Here is a 19,258-nt window from a genome sequence, read left to right on the forward strand (position 1 = left end):
CACTCTAGGCGCAGGCGCGACGGAACGAAAGCATGGACGAGAGGCTGCGAATGCGGCACAAATCTTGAAGTTCGTGTCTTACGGCACTAATACAGTATCGAGCGGCAGCGCGGCTGACCGCATATTGGAGATTGATTGCAGGCATGAGCACGCCCGACACCACGCCCTCGACAACCGCCAAGACGGCCACCGATTTCGAGCTGGCGCCGCCCGATCCCGTACCTGCGGTTGCCCCCGAAAAGGCCGCCGGACTGGTGCCGGTCGATGCGGAGAAGCGCTCGAAACTGGACGAGAAGGTCGATAATTTCGTTGCCGACCTGGTGGCCCAGGACGCCAACTCGCCGGAATTCGGCGAGAAGGTCGACCAGATCACCCGCATGGGCCAGGAACAGATCCGGGCTGCGGCGGCAATGTCGAACCGCTTCCTCGATCGTCCCGTCCGCGCAATGGACTCGGACACCAGTGTCGGCGCCGACCTGGCCGAGCTTCGGCGTACGGTCGAAGACCTCGATCCGGGCCGCAAGGGCAAGATGCGTGGCCGCAAGCTGTTCGGCATCATCCCCTTCGGCGGGAAGCTGCAGCGCTATTTCGACAGCTACACCAGCGCGCAGGGGCATATCCAGGCGATCCTCGACCGGCTCGCCTCGGGCAAGCGTGAATTGCATGAAGACAATGCCGCGATCGACGTAGAGCGCCAGAAGCTGTGGGAGGCGATGGGCGAACTCGAGCAGATGATCCACATCGCCAAGACGCTCGACAAGCGGCTGGAGGACAAGGCCGAGGAACTCGAAAGCTCCGATCCGGCTAAGGCCAAGGCGATCCGCGAGAGCGCACTGTTCTATGTCCGCCAACGCACGCAGGACCTGCTGACGCAAATGGCGGTTTCGGTGCAGGGTTATCTCTCGCTCGACCTCGTCAAGAAGAACAACATCGAACTGGTGAAGGGCGTCGATCGTGCCAGCACCACGACCGTGGGCGCGCTCCGCACGGCGGTGACGGTGGCCCAGGCGATGACCAACCAGAAGCTGGTGCTCAAGCAGATTACCTCGCTCAACGAGACCACCGCGAACATCATCGATTCGACCAGCACCATGCTGCGCGAACAGACCGGCCAGATCCACGAGCAGGCGGCCTCGAGCACGATCCCGCTCGAGACGCTTCAACGCGCCTTCCAGAACATCTACGACACGATGGACGAAGTCGACGAGTTCAAGGTCAAGGCGCTCGCCAGCATGAAGCAGACGGTCGAAACGCTGTCGGGCGAAGTCGAGAAGTCGAAGGGCTATATCGCGCGCGCCGAAGGGCAGGCCCAGGCGCAGAAGAAGGCGCTCGAGCCTTCGCTGCTGGCGCTGGAAAGCTAGGACAGCACGCCAGATGGTCGACACCACCCGCGAATCCGATCAGATCCTCGGCGCTGCCGGCAAGTCGCTGGCGTTGCAGCGCGACGGCGGGGTGCATCGCCGTGCCTCGATCGGCAAGGCTTCGGCCGACCTCAAGGCGAAGCATTGGAAGAAGGTGATCAAGCGCCTGCTGATCGCTTTCGCCGCGATCTGGGCCACGGCGGTCGCCGTCGGCCTGATCATCGACGGGATCGGCTTCACCGGTATCATGCTGACCGTGCTTGCAGCGATGATAGCCGTCGGCGTGCTCACCCGGTATCCCAAGATGAAAGTACCCAAGCGGGCCGACCTCAAGAAGGGGGACGCACGCCAGATGGTGGGGCGAACGGAACTGTGGCTCGAAGCGCAACGGCCCGCCCTGCCGCCGCCCGCGGTGCAAGTGGTAGACCAGTTGGGCGTCCAGCTCGACGCCCTCGGCCTGCAGCTTGAGACGATCGATCAGAATAACCCTGCGGTAAACGAAGTGCGCGAACTGGTAGGCGAATATATTCCCGAAACGATCGACAACTATCGCAAGATACCCGCCCATCTGCGCGGCGAGAAACATGCCGGCAAGACCGCCGACGAACGCCTGACCGAAAGCCTCGACAAGATCAGCGGCGAGGTCGAACGCGTGACCCGCAGGCTGGCGGAAGGCGCGCTCGACGATCTCGCGGTCAAGTCCCGCTACCTCGATTATCGCTTCGGCGGCGCCGAGGCCCTGGAGGATCACAGCAAGTGAGAATTGCCCTGCCGCACGACCTGGGCCGCGACGAAGTCCGCCGCCGCCTGAAGGAACGCAGCCACGAGATCGCCGATTACATTCCCGGCGGCCTGGCGAAGGTCGATACCAACTGGCGCAGCGAGGATCGCATGGAACTCGGCGTCAATGCGATGGGTCAGCAGATCACCGGCGATATCGAAGTCTACGACTCGGAAGTCGTGTTCCAGATCAAATTGCCGCCTGCGCTCTCATTCGTCCGTCCGATGATCGAAGGCGCGATCCGGGCCAACGGCACCAAGATGCTTGAAAAGAATTAGATCTGGCCAAAAGCGCAACGATACCAGCGCTCTAGCCTATTTACATATATCATATGTTGTTGCAAACGGCAGACTATTGGGGATTCAATTGCGCGAATCCGTGCGTCTTGGCTGTTCCGGTGGGGGATTCGGGCCAATAGCCTGATTCGCTCGGGCGAAATGCGCTCGCGGCGGTTGGACCACCATAATCGGGGAGCCTACGACGATCGAAAGCCGGCGCAACAACAAGGCCCTGCGGTTGCAGTTGCGCGAAGCGACGAGCGTCGCACACGATCGGCTCGATGCATTGCTACAGCAAAGCGGCTGGTCCACGCTCGACAGCTACACCCGATTCCTGCAGATCCAGTATGTCGCACGGCGTCCGATCGAACTATGGGCACGCGCCCACTGCCCGGCCAACCTGCTCCCGCCTGCACAGTCGCCGCTTATCGCGAACGATCTCGCCGCGCTCGGGGCGATGCTGCCGGCGGCGGAGGAAGCTTTCGCCATGCCGCCCGAAGCCGATGCGATCGGGCTGGCCTGGGCGCTGGCAGGATCGTCGCTTGGCAACCGCGTGATCCTGCGCGAGATCGAGCACGCCGGCAACCGGGGCTGGCCGCTGTCCTTCCTTTCCGACCAAGGCATGACCGGTTTCTGGCAGAAGCTGCGTCCGCAGCTCGAACAGTCGGTCGGCGAACGCGAATCCTGGGCCGCGGGCCTCGCCGCGCTCGCCGTGTTTGCCCATTTCTCGCATTGCGCCCGCATGTCGAACCTGGAGCTCGCGGCATGAGCTTCGGGCCCAAGAAATACGACCTGACCGAATGCGATCGGGAGCCGATCCACAAGCTCGGCTTTATCCAGGGCTTCGGTGCGCTGCTCGCCATGACCAGCGATTGGCTGGTTGCCTATCACTCGGCCAATGCGGGCGAGGTCCTCTCGCTCAAGGGCGACATCGAGGTGGGCCAGCCGATCAAATCGGTGCTGTGCGAAGCGGCGATCAAGACCATTCGCGACACGCTCAAGGACCTCAACCACGATGATTCTGTCGAGCGCGTCTTTGGCCTGGAGCTGACTGCCGGGGGGGCGAAGTTCGACTGCGCCATCCATTGCACCGGGTCTCTGACGGTGATCGAGTTCGAGCCGCACGATCCAACCTCTTACGCCCCGCATCTCGACCAGCTGCGGCCGATGATCAGCGAGATCGAGGGGGCGGATAGCGTCGAGGAACTGTGCAAACGCGGGGCGACCATCGTCAAACGGCTGCTCGGTTTCGACCGGGTCATGCTCTACCGCTTTGCTTCGGACGGCAGTGGCGAAGTCGCGGCAGAGGCGAAGGAACCGCAGTTCGAATCCTTCCTGGGACTCCATTACCCTCGCACCGATGTGCCGGAGCAGGCCCGCGAACTCTACCTGCGCAATCGCTTCCGCATAATCTCCGACATAAACGAAACGCCGGTCCCGATCCTGCCCGAAATCACATTCGGGGACGAGACGCTCGACCTCAGCATGAGCACGCTGCGCGCCGTGTCGCCCATCCATATCGAGTACCTGCAGAACATGGGGGTCGGCGCCTCGCTGTCGATCTCGATCGTGCATCAGGGCAAGCTGTGGGGCCTGTTCGCCTGCCACCACTATGGCCCGCGCATCCTGCCGTTTTCCCAGCGCACCGTCGCCGAACTATTCTCGCAGATGTTCTCGCTCACGCTCGATCGCGCCCTGCTCGACGGGGCGAACCGGTTGCGCCTGCTGGGCCGCGAGATCCATGACCAGTTGATGGTTCGGCTCGCCGGTGGCGAAGCGCTGGTCGACAGCCTGCCGTTGATCGACGAGGTACTCGAGCGCGCGATCCCGCACGATGGCTCCTCGGTCTTTGCCGAGGGCATTTACCGCTCAAGGGGCTCCGCCCCGAACGAGGCCGAATTCCGCGCAATCCTGCCAGCCATAAATGCTGCGCCCACCAGCAAGGTCATCGCGACCGATAGCCTTGCTGCGCAGTTGAAGTCGGCCCGCCCATTCGTCGATCGGGCCGCAGGCGCACTGATCTTCCCGATCTCGCGCGCACCGCGCGATTACCTGGTGCTATGGCGCAAGGAACTGCGGCAAACGGTTACCTGGGCAGGCAATCCGGAGAAGGCCGTCGCACGCGAGAACGATGCAGACCGGCTTACGCCCCGCAAGAGTTTCGAAGCCTGGGAGGAAACCGTTTCAGGCCAGAGTGCGGAATGGACCGAAGAGGAGCGCGGGATCGCCGAGAGCTTGCGCGTCACGCTGCTGGAGGTCATCCTCCGGCTGACGGACATGGCGGTGCAGGAACGCAGCCGGGCCCAGGAGCAGCAGGAACTGCTGATCGCCGAGCTCAACCACCGCGTTCGCAACATCCTCAACCTCATCCGCAGCCTGGTGGCGCAATCGCAGCACGAGGCGAAGGACATCCTCGACTACAGCGACATCATCGGCGGGCGCATCCGCGCCCTGGCGAGCGCGCATGACAATATCACGCGCAAGAACTGGTCGCCGGCCCCGATCTCGTCGCTCATTGAGGCGGAAGTCGAAGCCTATCTTCAGGAGAAGATGGATCGACTGCAAATATCCGGCGACGACGTCCTGATCGTGCCGGAAGCCTATACGGTGCTGGCGCTGGTGATGCACGAGATGGTCACCAATTCCGCCAAGTACGGCAGCCTGTGCGATCGTCGCGGCACGCTCGCAATAGACCTGACCCGCGACAAGGATGGCGATCTTCGCATCGCGTGGCGCGAAAGCGGTGGGCCGGAAGTCAGGGAGCCGACGCGGCGCGGCTTTGGATCGACCATTATCGAACGATCGATCCCGTTCGAGCTCAAGGGTGAGGCACAGGTTCGCTATGAGCGAAGCGGCCTCGAAGCCGATTTCCTGATTCCCGCACGATACATCGGGACCGCGACCGAAGAGGACGAACCGTTCGAACCCGACACCAAGGCCCCAGCCTCCCGGCCGGCAAGCGGCGCGGCAGGGCAGGTGCCCGAGCGCGTACTGGTGGTCGAGGACAGCATGATCATCGCCCTCGATACACAGGAGTGCCTGAAGCTGCTCGGCGTGCCCCATGTGGAGACGGTCGGTAGCGTCGCTGCCGCGCTCGACGCCATCTCTGCGGCAAGGCCCGACTTCGCCATCGTCGACTACAATCTGGGCAACGAGACCAGCGATCGGGTATTGGAGAAGCTACGCGAACTCGGCGTCAGCCACGTGCTCGCGACAGGCTATGGCGAAAAGCCGATCGACGGCAGCGACGATACGATGCTGGGCGTCATCACCAAGCCTTATGGCAAGGCCGAGATCGAACGGGCACTGTCGAACCTGGGTTGAATTGCGGCTGAGAGCCCGAGCGAATGCCGGGCTTTACTGATCGCTCGGGCCGCCCAGCTTGCCGACCTGCTGGGCGCCGGCGCGTGACGTGACCAGCACTTCGTCACCATCGACGATGATGCAAACGTCCTCCAGCCCAACGACCGATATGCGTGGTCCATCGCTTACGGTCAGCACGTTGCGACTGCCGACAATCTCTGCCGGACCGACATTGTGGTTCGCCTCTTCGTCGCTGGGGAGCGCATCCTGCAAGGCCGCCCAATTGCCGATGTCAGACCACCCCATCGCGACGGGCACCATGGCGGCGCGCGAAGTATTCTCCATCACCGCGTAATCGATCGATTCACCCTCGATCGCAGCGAAGCACTCCGCATCCGGCAAGAAGCGCTGCCCGTCCTGCGATCCGCATTCGGTAGCCTTGGCGACTGCCTCTGACATTGCCAGTCGATGGGTGGCGATCTCTTCCAGCAGCTGACCGGCGCGGAAGGCGAAGATGCCCCCGTTCCACGAGTAGTCCCCGCTTTCGAGGAAGGCTAGTGCACGCTCACGGTCGGGCTTCTCGACGAATCGCTCGACCGCATAGCCGCCGGACACGGTTTTCCCGCGCTTGATGTAGCCATATCCGGTCTCGGGCCGGTCGGGCGTGATGCCGAAGGACACCAGCCAGTTCTCATGGGCAAGCGCCGCCGCCGCCCGGGCAGCGTCGCGGAAGGCCGCGACGTCGGCAATGTAGTGGTCGCTGGGGCAGACCAGCATCACGTCGTCAGGCTGGAGCCTCGCTGCCGCAAGCGCGATGGCGGGGGCGGTGTTGCGCGCGCAAGGCTCGACAATCAGGCGAATTGGACGTCCGGCCGACTGCGCCTCGATCAGATCGACGTGGCTGGCCCCCGCGACCACGATCGGATCGGCAAACTCACTACCGCTGCACCGCTCGATCGCGGCCTGGAATAAAGTCCTGTCGCCGATCAGGGGGATGAACGGCTTGGGCCGCGCCTTGCGGCTCCTTGGCCACAGGCGGGTTCCGCTGCCGCCGCAGAGGATTACGGGATGAATGAGGGAGCCGGTCATTGCGGGCGGGAACCTAGGCCTTTCTTGCTTGCGATCGGGTTACGCGGGTTCAAAACCATCGTTGGCGCCAATAGAACGGCGCTGCAACCGGGTTGCCGCTGGAATCCTGCGCGGGCTTGAAGCGCAAGCGTTCGACCACCAGCCGACAGGTGATCTGGTCGGCCTCCGGATCGGGACTGGCCCGGTACACCGAACAGTTCGAGGCGCGCCCGTCGACGCCGACTGTCACCCGAACGATTACCTCGGTGCCGCGGCGTGCCTCGCGCCCGCCCGCCGGGACGGGATAATCGCGCGCATTGTTGATCCCGCCGGAGATATGGACCGGCTTGGTCGCGGCGACGCCGCCGGTCCCACCGCCTTCGCGCCCACTGCCCGTACCCAGGCCGCTGCCGTCGGCCCCCGTCCCCTCGCCCTGCTCGCGGGCGCCGGAGGTGTTGGCGGCACCGGTCGAGGAAGCGCGCGGCATCGGCGTGTCCTCCCGGTTGGGCACCTTGGGCGCCGTCACCGGTTTGGGGGTGGCCTTCTTGCCCGGGTCACCCTGCGCGCCCTCGTCTGGTTGGGGTTCGGTTACGGGGGTTTCTTCTTCGGGCGCGGTCACGGTCACGGTGAACGCCGAGACCACGCTCCGCTCGACGCTCGCCGTCATGTCGGGCGCGAAGGCCCGCGCCAGCCCATAGAGCGCCGCGACGTGGAGCAGCACGATCAGGAAGATCACCCAGGGGCGCGGCCTGCGACTGCGGTTTGCGAAACCCTCTTGCTGCACCCTGGCTCCTCTCTCCGATCTACGCATTGCCGTTGCCGCCCGTTTAGCGCCGCTGCTCTCTATAATCCAACCGTAAGGGGGGTGCGATGAACGAGTTGAAGGTCGAAGCGACAGAATCTTCGGATAATTTTCGCAAGGATCGGCTGGCGCTCGTCTATGCCGCGCTGGGTGGCCTGGCGTTCTCGCTGCTGGCCTACGCCAGCATCGAACTGACCCGCGGTGATGGCCGCATTGCGGCAGTGTGGATCCCCAACGCGGTGGCGCTGGCATTCCTGCTGAGGGTGCGCGTGCCGCGAGAGCCGCTGTTCCTGTTCGCGCTGGTCGTCGGCAATATCTGCGCCAACCTGGCCGTGGGCGATCCACTGCCGCTGGCACTGGGCCTCGCCTGCGCCAACTCGATCGAGATCGGGGTGGCCGTGTGGCTGACCCGCCGGTTGTGCGGACCTCGCCCTGTTATGGAGAATCTCGACGATCTCGCCCGGCTGGTCTTCGCGGCGGCCCTGGTGGCGCCGCTGCTGTCGGCCATTCCGGCCACGCTCGTCCTTGCGAAAGGCGAGGGCGCGGCGTTCGGGGTACTGGTCAAATGGGCCGCGACCGACGGGCTGGGCATGGCGATCATCACGCCGGCGCTGCTCATCTTCCATGACGCCTGGATCAACCGCCGCTGGCCGACCAGGGCCGAGGCGGTGGAATGGGCCGCGCTGACCACCATCGGCACCTCCCTGACGATTGCGATCTTCGCCCAGAGCCAATACCCGCTGCTGTTCGCCCCGGCGCCGATCGTCCTGTCCCACGCTTTCCGGCTGGGACCGCTGGGGACCGCCTTCTCGGTGATCAAGATGGCCGCGATCGCCAGCATCTTCACCTCGATGGGGCTCGGGCCGATAAACATCATCGATCATTCGAAGACGAACGAGATCATCGTCCTGCAGGCCTTCATCGCCTCGGCCTTCCTGATCGGACTGCCCGTTGCGGCGGCGCTTTCGGGCCGGGTCCGCATGCTCGAGCAGATCGAGAATGGCCGGCGCGAACTCGCGGTCCTGGCCGACAATATCACCGATGCCGTCCTGTGCTACGACCTGGCAGGCATGTGCACCTATGCCTCGCCATCGGTGGAGGAGGTCCTGGGCGAAGATGTCGAGAGTTTCCTGGGCAACCGGGCGAGCGACCGCGCCCACCCCGACGCGCGGCAGCAGATCGTCGAGGTCGAGCAGCGCCTGCTGACAGGCGAAAGCGAGAAGGAGCGCTTCACCTATCGCAGGTTTCTCGATGATGCGGAGGGGAACCCCGTCTATATCGAGGCCGACTGCGCGATCGCGCGCAACATCGAGAATGGCGAGGTCGAGGGGATCATCGTCTCCGCCCGCGACGTCACCGAGCGGGTGGAGCTGGAGAAGCTGCTGGTCCGCGCGCGGCGCCATGCGGAGAATGCCGCCCACGCCAAGTCGGAATTCCTGGCCAATATGAGCCACGAGATCCGCACCCCGATGAACGGCGTCCTCGGCTTTGCCGAGCTGCTGCTGCAGACGCCGCTGGAGAAGGAGCAGCGCCGCCACGCCGAGCTGATCGTGCAGTCCGGCCGCTCGATGATGCTGCTGCTCAATGACATCCTCGACCTGTCCAAGATCGAAGCCGGCCAGATCGTGATCGATCCGCAACCGGTCGAGCTCGAAGCCCTGCTCGAGGAGTGCGCGACGATCCAGCGCGCGAGCGCCGAGAAGAAGGGGCTCAAGCTGACCTTCGCGCAGGCCGCCACGCCAAACTGGGTTCTGACCGACGGATTGCGATTGCGCCAGATTGTGCTCAACCTGGTCGGAAATGCGGTCAAGTTCACCGAGCAGGGCATGATCTCGGTCGGGTACGAGCTGGCCGAAGGACAGTTCACCATCACGGTCACCGATACCGGCATCGGGATCAGCGCGGACCGGATCTACCGCATCTTCAAGCCCTTCGAGCAGGGCGAAAGCGATACCGCGCGGCGCTATGGCGGTACTGGCCTCGGCCTGTCGATCAGCCGCCAACTGGCCGAGCTGCTCGGCGGTTATCTCGATGTCGCATCCACTCCGGGCAAGGGCACCACCTTCTCGCTCACGCTGCCGTTGGTCGAGGCAACCGCAGGTCCCCAGCCCGCTGCAGCCCCGGCCCCGCCCCAGCCCGCACATCTTCCGCGAGCATCACACATCCTGCTGGTTGAAGATCACGATGTGAACCGGCTGCTGGTCAAGGAAATGCTCCAACGCTGCGGCCAGACGGTCGCCATCGCCCATGATGGGACCGAGGCGGTAGCGGCCGTGCTCGACGCGCATATGCGCGGCGAGCCCTTCGACCTCGTGCTGATGGATATCCAGATGCCCGGCTGCGATGGATATGCCGCCACCCGCGCCATTCGCGGCGAAGGGATAAGGCCCGATACCCTCCCGATCATCGCGCTCACGGCCAACGCCTTTCCCGAGGACATTTCGGCCGCCCGCGATTCCGGCATGCAGGGACATCTGGCGAAGCCGCTCGTGTTCGCCGAACTTGTCGGAGCGTTACAGCGGTGGCTGCCCACGCGCATCGTCGAGGACGGCTGCGAGACCATGTCGGCCGACGGAACGGGCGCGAGTGAGCGGAACGGCGCTCATCACTCCCCTGCCCTGCTCGAACGCTGGCGCGCACGCCGCAGCGAGGCGATCGAGGCAGTTGGCGAAGCCTTGCGCAACGGGCGGCTGACCGGCTGCGACGGCGAGGAGCTGGCGCGGCTGGTGCATAAGCTGGCCGGGACCGCGGGCATGTTCGGCGAGGATGAACTGGGCGAGCGCGCCGCGGCATTCGAGCGCGCCTTGCGCAGCGAAGTCGACCAGCTGGTACGCGAGGAACTGGCCCGCAACCTGCTCGAAGCGGCTTGAGCCCGATCGGACCAGCGACCCAAACAAAAACGGCGGAGCCCGAAGGCCCCGCCGCTGTTTGTTTCAGGCTGAATGCTACGATCAGAATTCGTAGCGAACGCCAACCTGGATCTTCCAGACCGAAGCCGAGGTTCCGACATTGTCACGATCGTCGGGGTTGAATCCGCTGATCCGGTAGCGACCCTGGCTGTCGAAGCCGCCGTCGACGACGTCGACCAGCGCGCCGTCACCACCACCGAAGGTGCTGCCCGGCACAGAACGGAACACGTTCCAGCTGTTGTCGAGCATGTTCAGGAAGTTGTCGAAATCCGCGAACAGGGTGAAGCGATCGTTACCCTTGCCGAACATGTTCAGCGGTCCGGGAACTTCCTGGCTGATGCGCAGGTCCATGTCGAAATACCAGTCCGAACGGCAGGTATTGCGCTTGATGGTTTCACCCGGGGTATAATCGCAACCCGAGGCAGCCACGTAGTCGACCAGCGCCTGCACGGCGGTCATGTCGGAACTGGGCGAGACGTTCGGATCATTCACGCCTGTGGGTACGTAGAGGAGCTGCTGGTCGCGGCTGCTCGACAGTTCGGTGAAGGGAGCGCCGTCGAAGGTCAGGCTGTACGGCCGTCCCGAACGGGCAACGAACACCATGCCGATTTCCGTTCCGTAGTCACCGAAGAACTCTTCGCGCAGGTTCGCCGCGAAGGTCGCGACGTGAGCGGTCTGGTAGTTCGATGCCGAAGGAGCCGGATCGAGCACATCGAAAGTCGCCGATTTGCCGAAGTTCGAAGATGCAGTCGAGCTACGGGCTTCGCGGCGGTTCTCCGCATCGGTGAAGGCATAACCGAGGTTGACCCGGAAACTGCCCGCATCCGTGAACAGGCCGCCGTTGAAGTTCTTCGACAGGATGATCGAGGCGACATGGCTATCGAAGCTGCCGGCATTGGTCAGCATGTACTCGTCTTCCCGGCGCGTGTTGAAGCACACGTCCGAAAGATTGTTCCACTGGCCCGGGCTTACGTAAACCGCATCGCATCCTGCGTTGAGGGGATCGATCGACGAATAGACCGGACGCCCGTCGACGAGGAAGCCGTTGTTGCCGGCGCGATAGTCCACGGCATAGGTCAGATCGACCCAGTTCACCGGGTTGCGGAAGCGGCTGTAGATGTAGTCGAGGTTCAGGTTCCAGTCGCTGAAGAAGCCCGTTTCGGTACCGAAGGTCGTGTTGAGGCCGATGTTGGCGCGAACCACGGTCGGGATCTTGAAGTTGGGATCGGTCGACTGGGTCGGCGCAGCACCATCTGCTGCGACCACGCTACCGGCATCCTTGGCGCACTGCGGGAAGCCGGTGAAGGTTCCGTTCACGACGACATCGATCTGGCCACCGACGGTCGGGAGACCGGCGCAACCCGCATCGAGCGTGGTGCCTTCCGCAGTCGAGAAGCCGGTGTTCGAGAACGCATTCGAGAACCACACGGTTGGATCGCCGCCGCCGAAGATCCCCACGCCACCCTTGATCGAGGTGTTGCGGAAGAACCCGGTGTCGTTGAACATTTCGTAGGTGAAACCGAAACGCGGTAGGAACACCGGATCGATCGAACCGAACGAAGTCGAGTTGGAGTAGCCGTAACGCTGCACGAACAACGGATTGGGTCGCGGCGCGCTGCCGGCGTACCAATCCACACGGGCGCCCAGCAGGACACTCAGCTGATCGGAAACCTGCCATTCGTCCTGGCCATAAGCCGTGTAGATCGTGCGGCGGAAGTTTGCAGCCGCTTCGTTGATGTCACCGCTGCCGGTCGCTGCAATCACGCCGCCGCCAACGCTGTTGTTCACGACGTCGTCCGCACCGGTAAACTGGTTGGGGAAGCGGGTGCCGTTGGTGAGCAGGCCTTCACGGAAATCGGCCAGATTGGCGAAGAACAGCGTGCCGGTGGCATTGATCGCGAACAGGTTGTACGCGTCGAGGCGGTTCAGCTCCACGCCCAGGGTGAATTCATGGTCGCCTGCGACCAGGTTGCCCTTGATCTTCAGCTGGTCGACCTGCTGCTCGAGCGCGTTGGCCGAACGGAAGATGCCGGGGCCCGTGGTGAGCAGGCCGTTCTGGGTCGGGCCGACAACGCCGACTGCGAGGCGAACGGTCGGATCCGCGTCCTGCGCTTCGTTGAAGCCAAACGGACCCTGGCGGTCGGTGATGTCCGAACGCGCGACGATCACTTCGGTCGAGAAGTTGTCGCTCCACTGCGAGTAGAGGCGCGCCGAGTAGTAGTCCGACAGCGTGCCCTGCTCGTTGAAGCTGTTGATGCCGGTCAGGTTGTTTGATCCGGTATCGGAGGTGACGAAAGCTTCGTCGAGGCGCTGGTAGGACAGTTCGAGACGGTGTTCGTCGGTGATGTAGGCGTCGAGGCGGCCGAAGTAGCGGACGCTGGCGTTCGGGAGGACGCGCGGGTAGCCGCCGACATCCTGGCCGTAAACGTCGCGCGCGATCTGCGCGAATTCGTCGAACTGGGCCTGGGTTGCGAAGTTCACCTCGTTGGAGAGACCGCTGCCGGTCGGTCCGGTGTCGAACGCATCGGGCAGGTCGGTTTCTTCATAGCCGGCGAAGAAGAACAGCCGATCGGGAATGATCGGACCGCTGAGCGTGGCACCCCAGCGCTTTTCTTCGAACGGAAGCGTCGTGCGATCGCGTCCATCGACCTTGTCGCCGCGCATGTCTTCGTTGCGGAAGGTGAAGAAGGCGGTGCCGTGGAAATCGTTCGAACCGGACTTGGTGATGACGTTGATCGCACAACCGGTGAACTGGCCGTATTCGACATCGAACGGGGCGAATTCGACCGAGGTTTCGCGGACCACGTCGAACGGAACGGGAAGCGCACTACGGGCAGCGAACGGCGTATCGGTGAGGCCGAAGGAGTCAGCCTGGACAATGCCGTCGACAGTGAAGGTGTTCGAGCGATCGTTGCCCCCGAGGCACGAAATACGATCGACTTCGCTCGAGCGTTCGAGGCTGACACGCGGGTCGAGACGAACGATGTCACGAATGTCGCGCGAGATCGACGGGAAGCCTTCGAGGGCTTCGACGCCGAACGCCTGACCAGGGCCGATGGCGAGCTGGGTCACGCCGGCACGCGCGCCGGTAACGATAATGACGTTGTCGGAACCACCCGCGGCGGTCGACGCCAGTTCGAAGCTGAACGAGGTGTTGCCCGAGACCGAGATGAACTGGTTTTCCACCGACTGGCCTTCGAAGCCGGGTGCGGTGGCGGTAATCGTGTAGGGGCCGCCGGGAACCAGCGAGCCTGCACGGAACGAACCGTCCGCGCCGGCATCGAGCGTGCGGGTCTGGCCCGTACGCGTGTCGACGATGGTGACAGTTGCGCCGGGGAGAGCGGCGCCGGCTTCGTCGGTCACGCGACCTTCGATGCCCGAAGTGATTTGCTGTGCCGCAGCAGGTGCGACGAAAGTGGTGGCGGCAGAAAGCGAAACGACGCTGGCTGCCAGGAGATATTTGAGTTTCATGGTGGATAGACCCCTGATCGCATGAAGCTTGAGAATATGGAGATGGGAAGACGATTCCTTCGCTCCCCTTAGTAAGGAAGCTCGCCCCTCAAAAGGGCGCAATGTGACACCCTGATGAAGCCGAACGAGAGGGCTGCCCGAACCGACCCGAATCCAAGTTCCGCACCCCAACTTATTGCTAGGATTCCGTAGCGTTAATCGGCACTGTTGCCGCACTGCAACAATGGCCGTTATTCTGCCAATTTATCCAGATTGAGGGGCCCGCTCAGGCGAGATTGATCTCGCGCAGGCGCTGCTGGAGGAACTCGTGGCTCGAAATCGGCTCCGGCGCCTCCGACTCGCGGCCTTCCTCGATGCAGCCCGGCAGCGTTTCGATGACGTAGTCGGGCCGGAAGTGGAGGAAGAACGGCATCGAGAAGCGCGCCCGGCGCACGGCTTCGCCCTTGGGGTTCACCACGCGGTGCGTCGTCGAGCGCAATCTCGAATTGGTCAGCCGGTCGAGCATGTCGCCGACATTGATCACCAGCGCACCTTCGGGCACGTCGACCGCCTTCCAGGTTCCCTGCTTGGTCAGCAGTTCGAGGCCGGCTTCCTCGGCTCCCAGAAGCAGCGTGATCGTGTTGATATCGCCATGCGCGGCCGCGCGGATGGCTCCGTCCGGCGCGTCCTCGGGCAGCGGCGGGTAGTGCAACAGGCGCATCACCGAATTGCCGTCTTCGACGGTGGGCGCGAAGAACTGGCGATCGAGGCCGAGCGACAGCGCGATTGCCTCGAGCACGCGCCCCCCGGCCTTGTCGAAGGCGTTGTAGAGTTCGGTGAAGGTCTCGCGAAACCCCGCGACTTCGCTCGGCCAGACATTAGGAGCCATATATTCGGCTAGCTCGTGGTCGTCGGGCAGGCTGCGGCCGACGTGCCAGAACTCCTTGAGGTCGAAGATTTCGGCGTCCTTGGCCTTCTCGACCCCGAACGGCGTGTAGCCGCGCGCGCCGCCGCCACCTTCGATCTTGTAGGCCATCTTGGCCTCGGTCGGCAGCGCGAAGAACTCCTTCGACTTTGCTTCGGCGCGATCGATAAGGTCTTGCGGAATGCCGTGGTCGCGGATCACCGCGAATCCATATTCGGCGAAACTGCGACCCAGCTCGTCGGCGATGCTCTCGAGCGGCTGCTCGAGCGATACAATAGCGATGTCACTCATGATTCGCCCTTAATACGGCAAGAACAGTCCCGCCAGAGCCGCGCTCATCAAATTGGCAAGCGAACCGGCGGCAAGCGCCCGGATACCCAGTTTCGCGATCACCGGTCTTTGATTTGGCGCAAGGCCCCCGGTCACGGCCATCTGGATCGCGATCGATGAGAAATTGGCAAAGCCACACAGCGCGAAAGTCACGATCGCGCGGCTGCGTTCAGTCAAACCTTCGAGTTGTCCGAGGTCGATGAAGGCGACGAATTCGTTGAGCACGATCTTGGTCCCGAACAGCCCCCCGGCGATGCCCGCCTCGTTCCACGGAATGCCGATCAGGAACATCACCGGCGCAAACACCCAGCCGAGAACCTGCTGGAAGCTGAGCTCGGGATAGCCGAACAGGCCGCCGGCAGCGCCAAGCAGGCCGTTGGCGAGCGCAACCAGGGCAACGAAGGCCAACACCATCGCGCCGACCGCCACTGCCAACTTCACGCCGGTCTGTGCACCCTGGGCCGCCGCTTCGATCACATTGGCCGGCTTCTGCCCCTCCTCGAAGGTCTCGGCGACTTCGACCTCGTGCGCTTTGCCGCCTTCGACCAGCGCGCCAGGGCCTTCGGCGCTGATCCTGGTCTTGGGCAGGGCGACCTCGCCCTCCGCCTCGGGAGAGGCTTCATCTTCATCCGGCATGATGATCTTGGCCATCAGGATCCCGCCGGGCGCCGACATAAAGGCCGCGGCGAGAAGAAACGGGAGATATTCGTTGCCGAGCAGGCCCGCATAGGCAGCCAGGATCGTACCGGCGACCCCCGCCATGCCGACGCTCATGAGCGTGAACAGGCGTGAAGGCGCCAGTGCCGCAAGATAGGGGCGTACCACCAGCGGGCTTTCCGACTGTCCGACGAAGATATTGGCCGCCGCGCCTAGGCTTTCGACCTTGCTGATGCCCGTCACCCAGGCGATCGCCCCGCCGACCCAGCGCACCACCCGCTGCATGATGCCGAGATAATAGAGGATCGACACCAGCGAGGCGAAGAACACGATCACCGGCAGCGCACCCAAAGCAAAGGTATTCTGCAGCGGATTGTCCGCCCCGAACAGGAAGGCGGTTCCCGCATCGGCGTAGGATAGCAGCGCGGCGACGCCGTTCGACATTCCCTGGATGACGGCCCGGCCCCAGCTGGTCGCCAGCACGAGGAACGCCATCAGCGCCTGGAGCGCGAATGCCGCGCCAACGACGCGCAACCTGATCCGTTTCTTGCCGGTCGAGAGCAGGAAGGCGATCGAGAGGATCACCGCGATACCGGCGATGTTGATGAGGAATGGAGGCATGAGACCCCTTAGAAGTCAGACAAGTTGCGGATGAAATCAGCTGCTGTCTTGCGCGCGGCGCACCATTAGTCAATTTTCACCGCACCCGGGCCGCGCGTCCGTTCACAGAAGATTTCCTGAAGATATCCTGACAAGGGGCGCATCGAGCCATGAGCGAAGCCGGAAACCCTCCCGCCACGGACAAGATGCTGGCAGCCATCGCCACCCCGCGTGGGCTGTTCGTCTATCTGCTGCTTTATGGCGGAATGACCGTGCTCGCCGGGGTGTTGGCGTTCAAGCAGGTGCAATTGCCGCCGACCGACCTCTCGGTCGAGGCGGGGATCTTTCCCTACCTCATTCTCGTGGTCATCTCGAGCACCGTGGCGCAGCTTTATGGCCAGAAGACAGCCAACACGATCGTGTGGTGGGGGTTCGTCCCGCTGGTCATTTCCGCGCTGCTGATGCAGTTCGTCCTCGGGCTGCCGGCATCGACCGAGATGCTCGATTTTCGGCCCGACGATCTTGCCGCCTTCGAGCAGGTCCACCGCGCAACCTGGCGCGTCTGGCTGGCTGGCCCCGCAGCCTACATCACTTCGCTGCTGCTCAATGTCTGGATCTTCTCCAAGCTTCGCGGTTCGGGCGAGACCAATACCCTCGGCCTGATGGTGCGCGGCGCGATCGCATCGGCGATCAGCCAAGCGATCGATTCGGTGATCTTCATCACGCTCGCCTTCTACGGCGAATTCGACATCACCAACCTGATGATCGGCCAGATCCTCGCTAAGGTGGTGCTGAGCCTGGTGCTGGTGCCCTTCCTTATCACCGGCGGAGTTGCTCTCGCCAAGAAGCTGGACAGCAACTGAGCCATGAGCGGGCCTGACACGGAAGGCCCGCAGGGCAACGCCGAAGCGCCGAAGCGCAAGCTGGGCCTGATCGCAGCGATTGCGCTGATCATGGGCAATATGATCGGGTCGGGCGTGTTCCTGCTCCCGGCCAGCCTGGCTCCCTTCGGCTGGAACGCCGTTTTCGCGTGGATCATTGTGACGGCGGGCACCATGGTGCTGGCCTGGGTTTTCGCCTCGCTCACCAAGATGATGCCCGAGGCGCGCGTTCCGGCGGGCTTTGTCACCGCAGCATTCGGCGAAGTTCCGGCCTTCCTCGTCAACTGGGCTTACTGGGTTTCGGTCTGGACCGCAGTCATCTCGATTGCCGTCGCTGCGGTGAGCTACCTCTCTTCATTCGTTCCGGCCATCGGAGAGACTGCGCTTGCTCCGGCGCTCAGCGCGATTGGGCTGGTTTGGGCGATGACGCTCATCAACCTGCGGGGCGTGCGTGCGGCCGGGAATTTCCAGATCGTGACCTTGCTGCTCAAGGTCATTCCCCTGCTCGCTATCATCGTCATCGCGGCAATCGCCTTCGGCGACGGATCGGCCGAGGTAAGGCCGTTTGCGATGCGCGAGATCAACGGGCTGGACCTGCGCGCTGCAGCCGCGCTGACATTCTTCGCGCTGCTTGGCTTCGAATGCGCGAGCATGGCGGCGGCGCGCGTGGAAAACCCCGAGATCAATGTTCCGCGCGCGACCATGTGGGGGACCGCGCTGACGGGGATGATCTACCTGCTGGTGTGCTCGGCAGTCGGGCTGATGCTTCCCGAGGCGGTGGCGACAACTTCGCCCGCCCCCCTTGCCACCTTTGTCGAGTATTACTGGTCGCCCGGCCCGGCTGCGCTGGTCGCACTCTTCGCGATCATCAGCTGCGTCGGCGCGGTAAACGGATGGATCCTGATGCAGGGCGAACTCCCGCGTAGCATGGCGGAGCAGCGAACGCTGCCGCGCTGGTTCGGGGCGACCGATGCGCGCGGAACTCCGGCGCGTGCGCTGATCGTTTCGAGCGTCATCGCGACCATCTGCCTCGCCCTCAACTCAAGCCGCAGCATGCAAGGCATCTACGAATTCGTGCTGCTGCTTTCGACCAGCGCCGCCTTGTGGCTCTACCTCGCGGTCGCACTGGCAGCATGGCGGCTCAAGGTCGTGCGCCCCTTCGCCGCCATCGGTGCAGCCTATGCGCTGTGGACGCTGTGGGGGGCAGGGATCGAAGCGAGCGGGTGGAGCCTTGTGTTGATGCTCTCCGGTTACCCGCTCTACTGGTGGGCGAAGCGCGAGAAGGCGACGGCCTAGCGAGCGAGGCTCTCCATCCACCTCTCGGCCAGCGCTTCGGCCTCTGCCGCGGTGAAGGGCGCATCGCCCAGCGATAGTTCAAGCCACAATCCATCGATCAAGGCGGTGAGCGCGATTGCCGCACGCGCGGGATCGGCAATATCGGGGCGCCAGTCGAGCAAGAGGCGCTCGAGACCGGCGCGAAAATCGCCATATACCTCGGCCCTGACGGCGGCGACGCGGGCGTCGCTATGCGTCAGGCTCCAGAAGCCAACATAACTCGCAAGCAGTTCGGAAGAGGCGATCGGTGGGCGGAAGCTGGCCGTGACATAGGCGAGCAGGCGCGCTCTCGGGTCCGGCGCGGCAGCTGCAACCGCGCGGTCGAGCGCCTCGGCGATCTGCTGGCCGGTCCAGCGATAGCTCTCCGCCATCGCTTCCGACACACCTGAGAAGTAGTGCCGCAGCAGCCCGGGCGAGACCCCGGCTTCCGCGCAGATCGCGCGTACGGAGACGCCTGCGGCCCCGTCGCGCGCCAGCACGCGCGCGGTCGCCTCGATCAGGCTCTGCCGCCGTTCATCAGGATCGGCACGGGTAAAGGCTTTCGCAGCACTGCTCATCTTGTTATACGATCGTATAGC

General features: G+C 63.8%; 14 protein-coding genes. 8 read left to right on the forward strand and 6 right to left on the reverse strand.

What is annotated here, in order from left to right:
• Positions 1 to 143: 143 nt before the first annotated feature.
• The 5 genes from P7228_RS04095 to P7228_RS04115 all read left to right on the forward strand — a co-directional run bounded on the left by P7228_RS04095 (position 144) and on the right by P7228_RS04115 (position 5,744).
• Positions 144 to 1,361: a toxic anion resistance protein gene (locus tag P7228_RS04095; protein ID WP_278016942.1), complete on the forward strand. Its 1,218-nt coding sequence runs from the start codon at positions 144 to 146 to the stop codon at positions 1,359 to 1,361.
• A gap of 13 nt (positions 1,362 to 1,374) precedes the next feature.
• A complete protein-coding gene (locus tag P7228_RS04100) occupies positions 1,375 to 2,121 on the forward strand; it encodes a hypothetical protein (RefSeq protein ID WP_278016943.1) in 747 nt (248 codons plus the stop codon).
• A complete protein-coding gene (locus P7228_RS04105) occupies positions 2,118 to 2,420 on the forward strand; it encodes a polyhydroxyalkanoic acid system family protein (protein ID WP_278016944.1) in 303 nt (100 codons plus the stop codon). Before P7228_RS04100 ends, P7228_RS04105 begins: the two co-directional genes overlap by 4 nt.
• Before the next feature lie 238 nt (positions 2,421 to 2,658).
• Positions 2,659 to 3,189, forward strand: coding sequence for a biliverdin-producing heme oxygenase (locus tag P7228_RS04110; RefSeq protein WP_278016945.1), 531 nt, complete (start codon positions 2,659 to 2,661; stop codon positions 3,187 to 3,189).
• A complete protein-coding gene (locus tag P7228_RS04115) occupies positions 3,186 to 5,744 on the forward strand; it encodes an HWE histidine kinase domain-containing protein (RefSeq protein WP_278016946.1) in 2,559 nt (852 codons plus the stop codon). The genes P7228_RS04110 and P7228_RS04115 overlap by 4 nt, the downstream gene beginning before the upstream one ends.
• 33 nt (positions 5,745 to 5,777) lie before the next feature.
• Here the strand turns inward: P7228_RS04115 and P7228_RS04120 are convergent, their stop codons facing one another.
• Together P7228_RS04120 and P7228_RS04125 are read right to left on the reverse strand one after the other, a co-directional pair.
• The gene (locus tag P7228_RS04120) at positions 5,778 to 6,812 is read right to left on the reverse strand and encodes a mannose-1-phosphate guanylyltransferase (RefSeq protein WP_278016947.1); all 1,035 of its coding nucleotides are present in this window, start codon (positions 6,810 to 6,812) and stop codon (positions 5,778 to 5,780) included.
• Positions 6,813 to 6,861: 49 nt separating this feature from the next.
• A complete protein-coding gene (locus P7228_RS04125; RefSeq protein ID WP_278016948.1) occupies positions 6,862 to 7,575 on the reverse strand; it encodes a TonB family protein in 714 nt (237 codons plus the stop codon).
• An 86-nt stretch (positions 7,576 to 7,661) separates the two neighbouring features.
• Between P7228_RS04125 and P7228_RS04130 the strand changes: the two genes are divergently transcribed.
• A complete protein-coding gene (locus tag P7228_RS04130) occupies positions 7,662 to 10,463 on the forward strand; it encodes an ATP-binding protein (RefSeq protein ID WP_278016949.1) in 2,802 nt (933 codons plus the stop codon).
• A gap of 81 nt (positions 10,464 to 10,544) precedes the next feature.
• Here the strand turns inward: P7228_RS04130 and P7228_RS04135 are convergent, their stop codons facing one another.
• The 3 genes from P7228_RS04135 to P7228_RS04145 all read right to left on the reverse strand — a co-directional run bounded on the left by P7228_RS04135 (position 10,545) and on the right by P7228_RS04145 (position 16,485).
• A complete protein-coding gene (locus P7228_RS04135) occupies positions 10,545 to 13,973 on the reverse strand; it encodes an outer membrane beta-barrel protein (protein WP_278016950.1) in 3,429 nt (1,142 codons plus the stop codon).
• A 265-nt stretch (positions 13,974 to 14,238) separates the two neighbouring features.
• The gene (locus P7228_RS04140) at positions 14,239 to 15,168 is read right to left on the reverse strand and encodes an isopenicillin N synthase family dioxygenase (protein WP_278016951.1); all 930 of its coding nucleotides are present in this window, start codon (positions 15,166 to 15,168) and stop codon (positions 14,239 to 14,241) included.
• Between the two features lie 9 nt (positions 15,169 to 15,177).
• Positions 15,178 to 16,485 carry a NupC/NupG family nucleoside CNT transporter gene (locus tag P7228_RS04145; RefSeq protein WP_278016952.1) on the reverse strand — a complete coding sequence of 436 codons (1,308 nt, stop codon included), beginning with the start codon at positions 16,483 to 16,485 and terminating at the stop codon, positions 15,178 to 15,180.
• 149 nt (positions 16,486 to 16,634) lie between these two features.
• Here P7228_RS04145 and P7228_RS04150 point away from each other — a divergent pair, with 149 nt between their 5' ends.
• Together P7228_RS04150 and P7228_RS04155 are read left to right on the forward strand one after the other, a co-directional pair.
• Positions 16,635 to 17,327 (forward strand): queuosine precursor transporter, encoded by a 693-nt coding sequence (locus P7228_RS04150; protein WP_278016953.1) that lies wholly within the window; start codon positions 16,635 to 16,637, stop codon positions 17,325 to 17,327.
• Between the two features lie 3 nt (positions 17,328 to 17,330).
• Positions 17,331 to 18,641, forward strand: a complete 1,311-nt coding sequence (locus P7228_RS04155; protein ID WP_278016954.1) for an amino acid permease — start codon at positions 17,331 to 17,333, stop codon at positions 18,639 to 18,641.
• Here the strand turns inward: P7228_RS04155 and P7228_RS04160 are convergent.
• The gene (locus P7228_RS04160; RefSeq protein ID WP_278016955.1) at positions 18,638 to 19,237 is read right to left on the reverse strand and encodes a TetR/AcrR family transcriptional regulator; all 600 of its coding nucleotides are present in this window, start codon (positions 19,235 to 19,237) and stop codon (positions 18,638 to 18,640) included. The two genes, P7228_RS04155 and P7228_RS04160, sit on opposite strands and share 4 nt — an antisense overlap.
• Between the last annotated feature and the right edge of the window lie 21 nt (positions 19,238 to 19,258).

Origin of the sequence: Altererythrobacter sp. CAU 1644, from assembly GCF_029623755.1 — a bacterium.
Classification (GTDB): Bacteria; Pseudomonadota; Alphaproteobacteria; order Sphingomonadales; family Sphingomonadaceae; genus Erythrobacter; species Erythrobacter arenosus.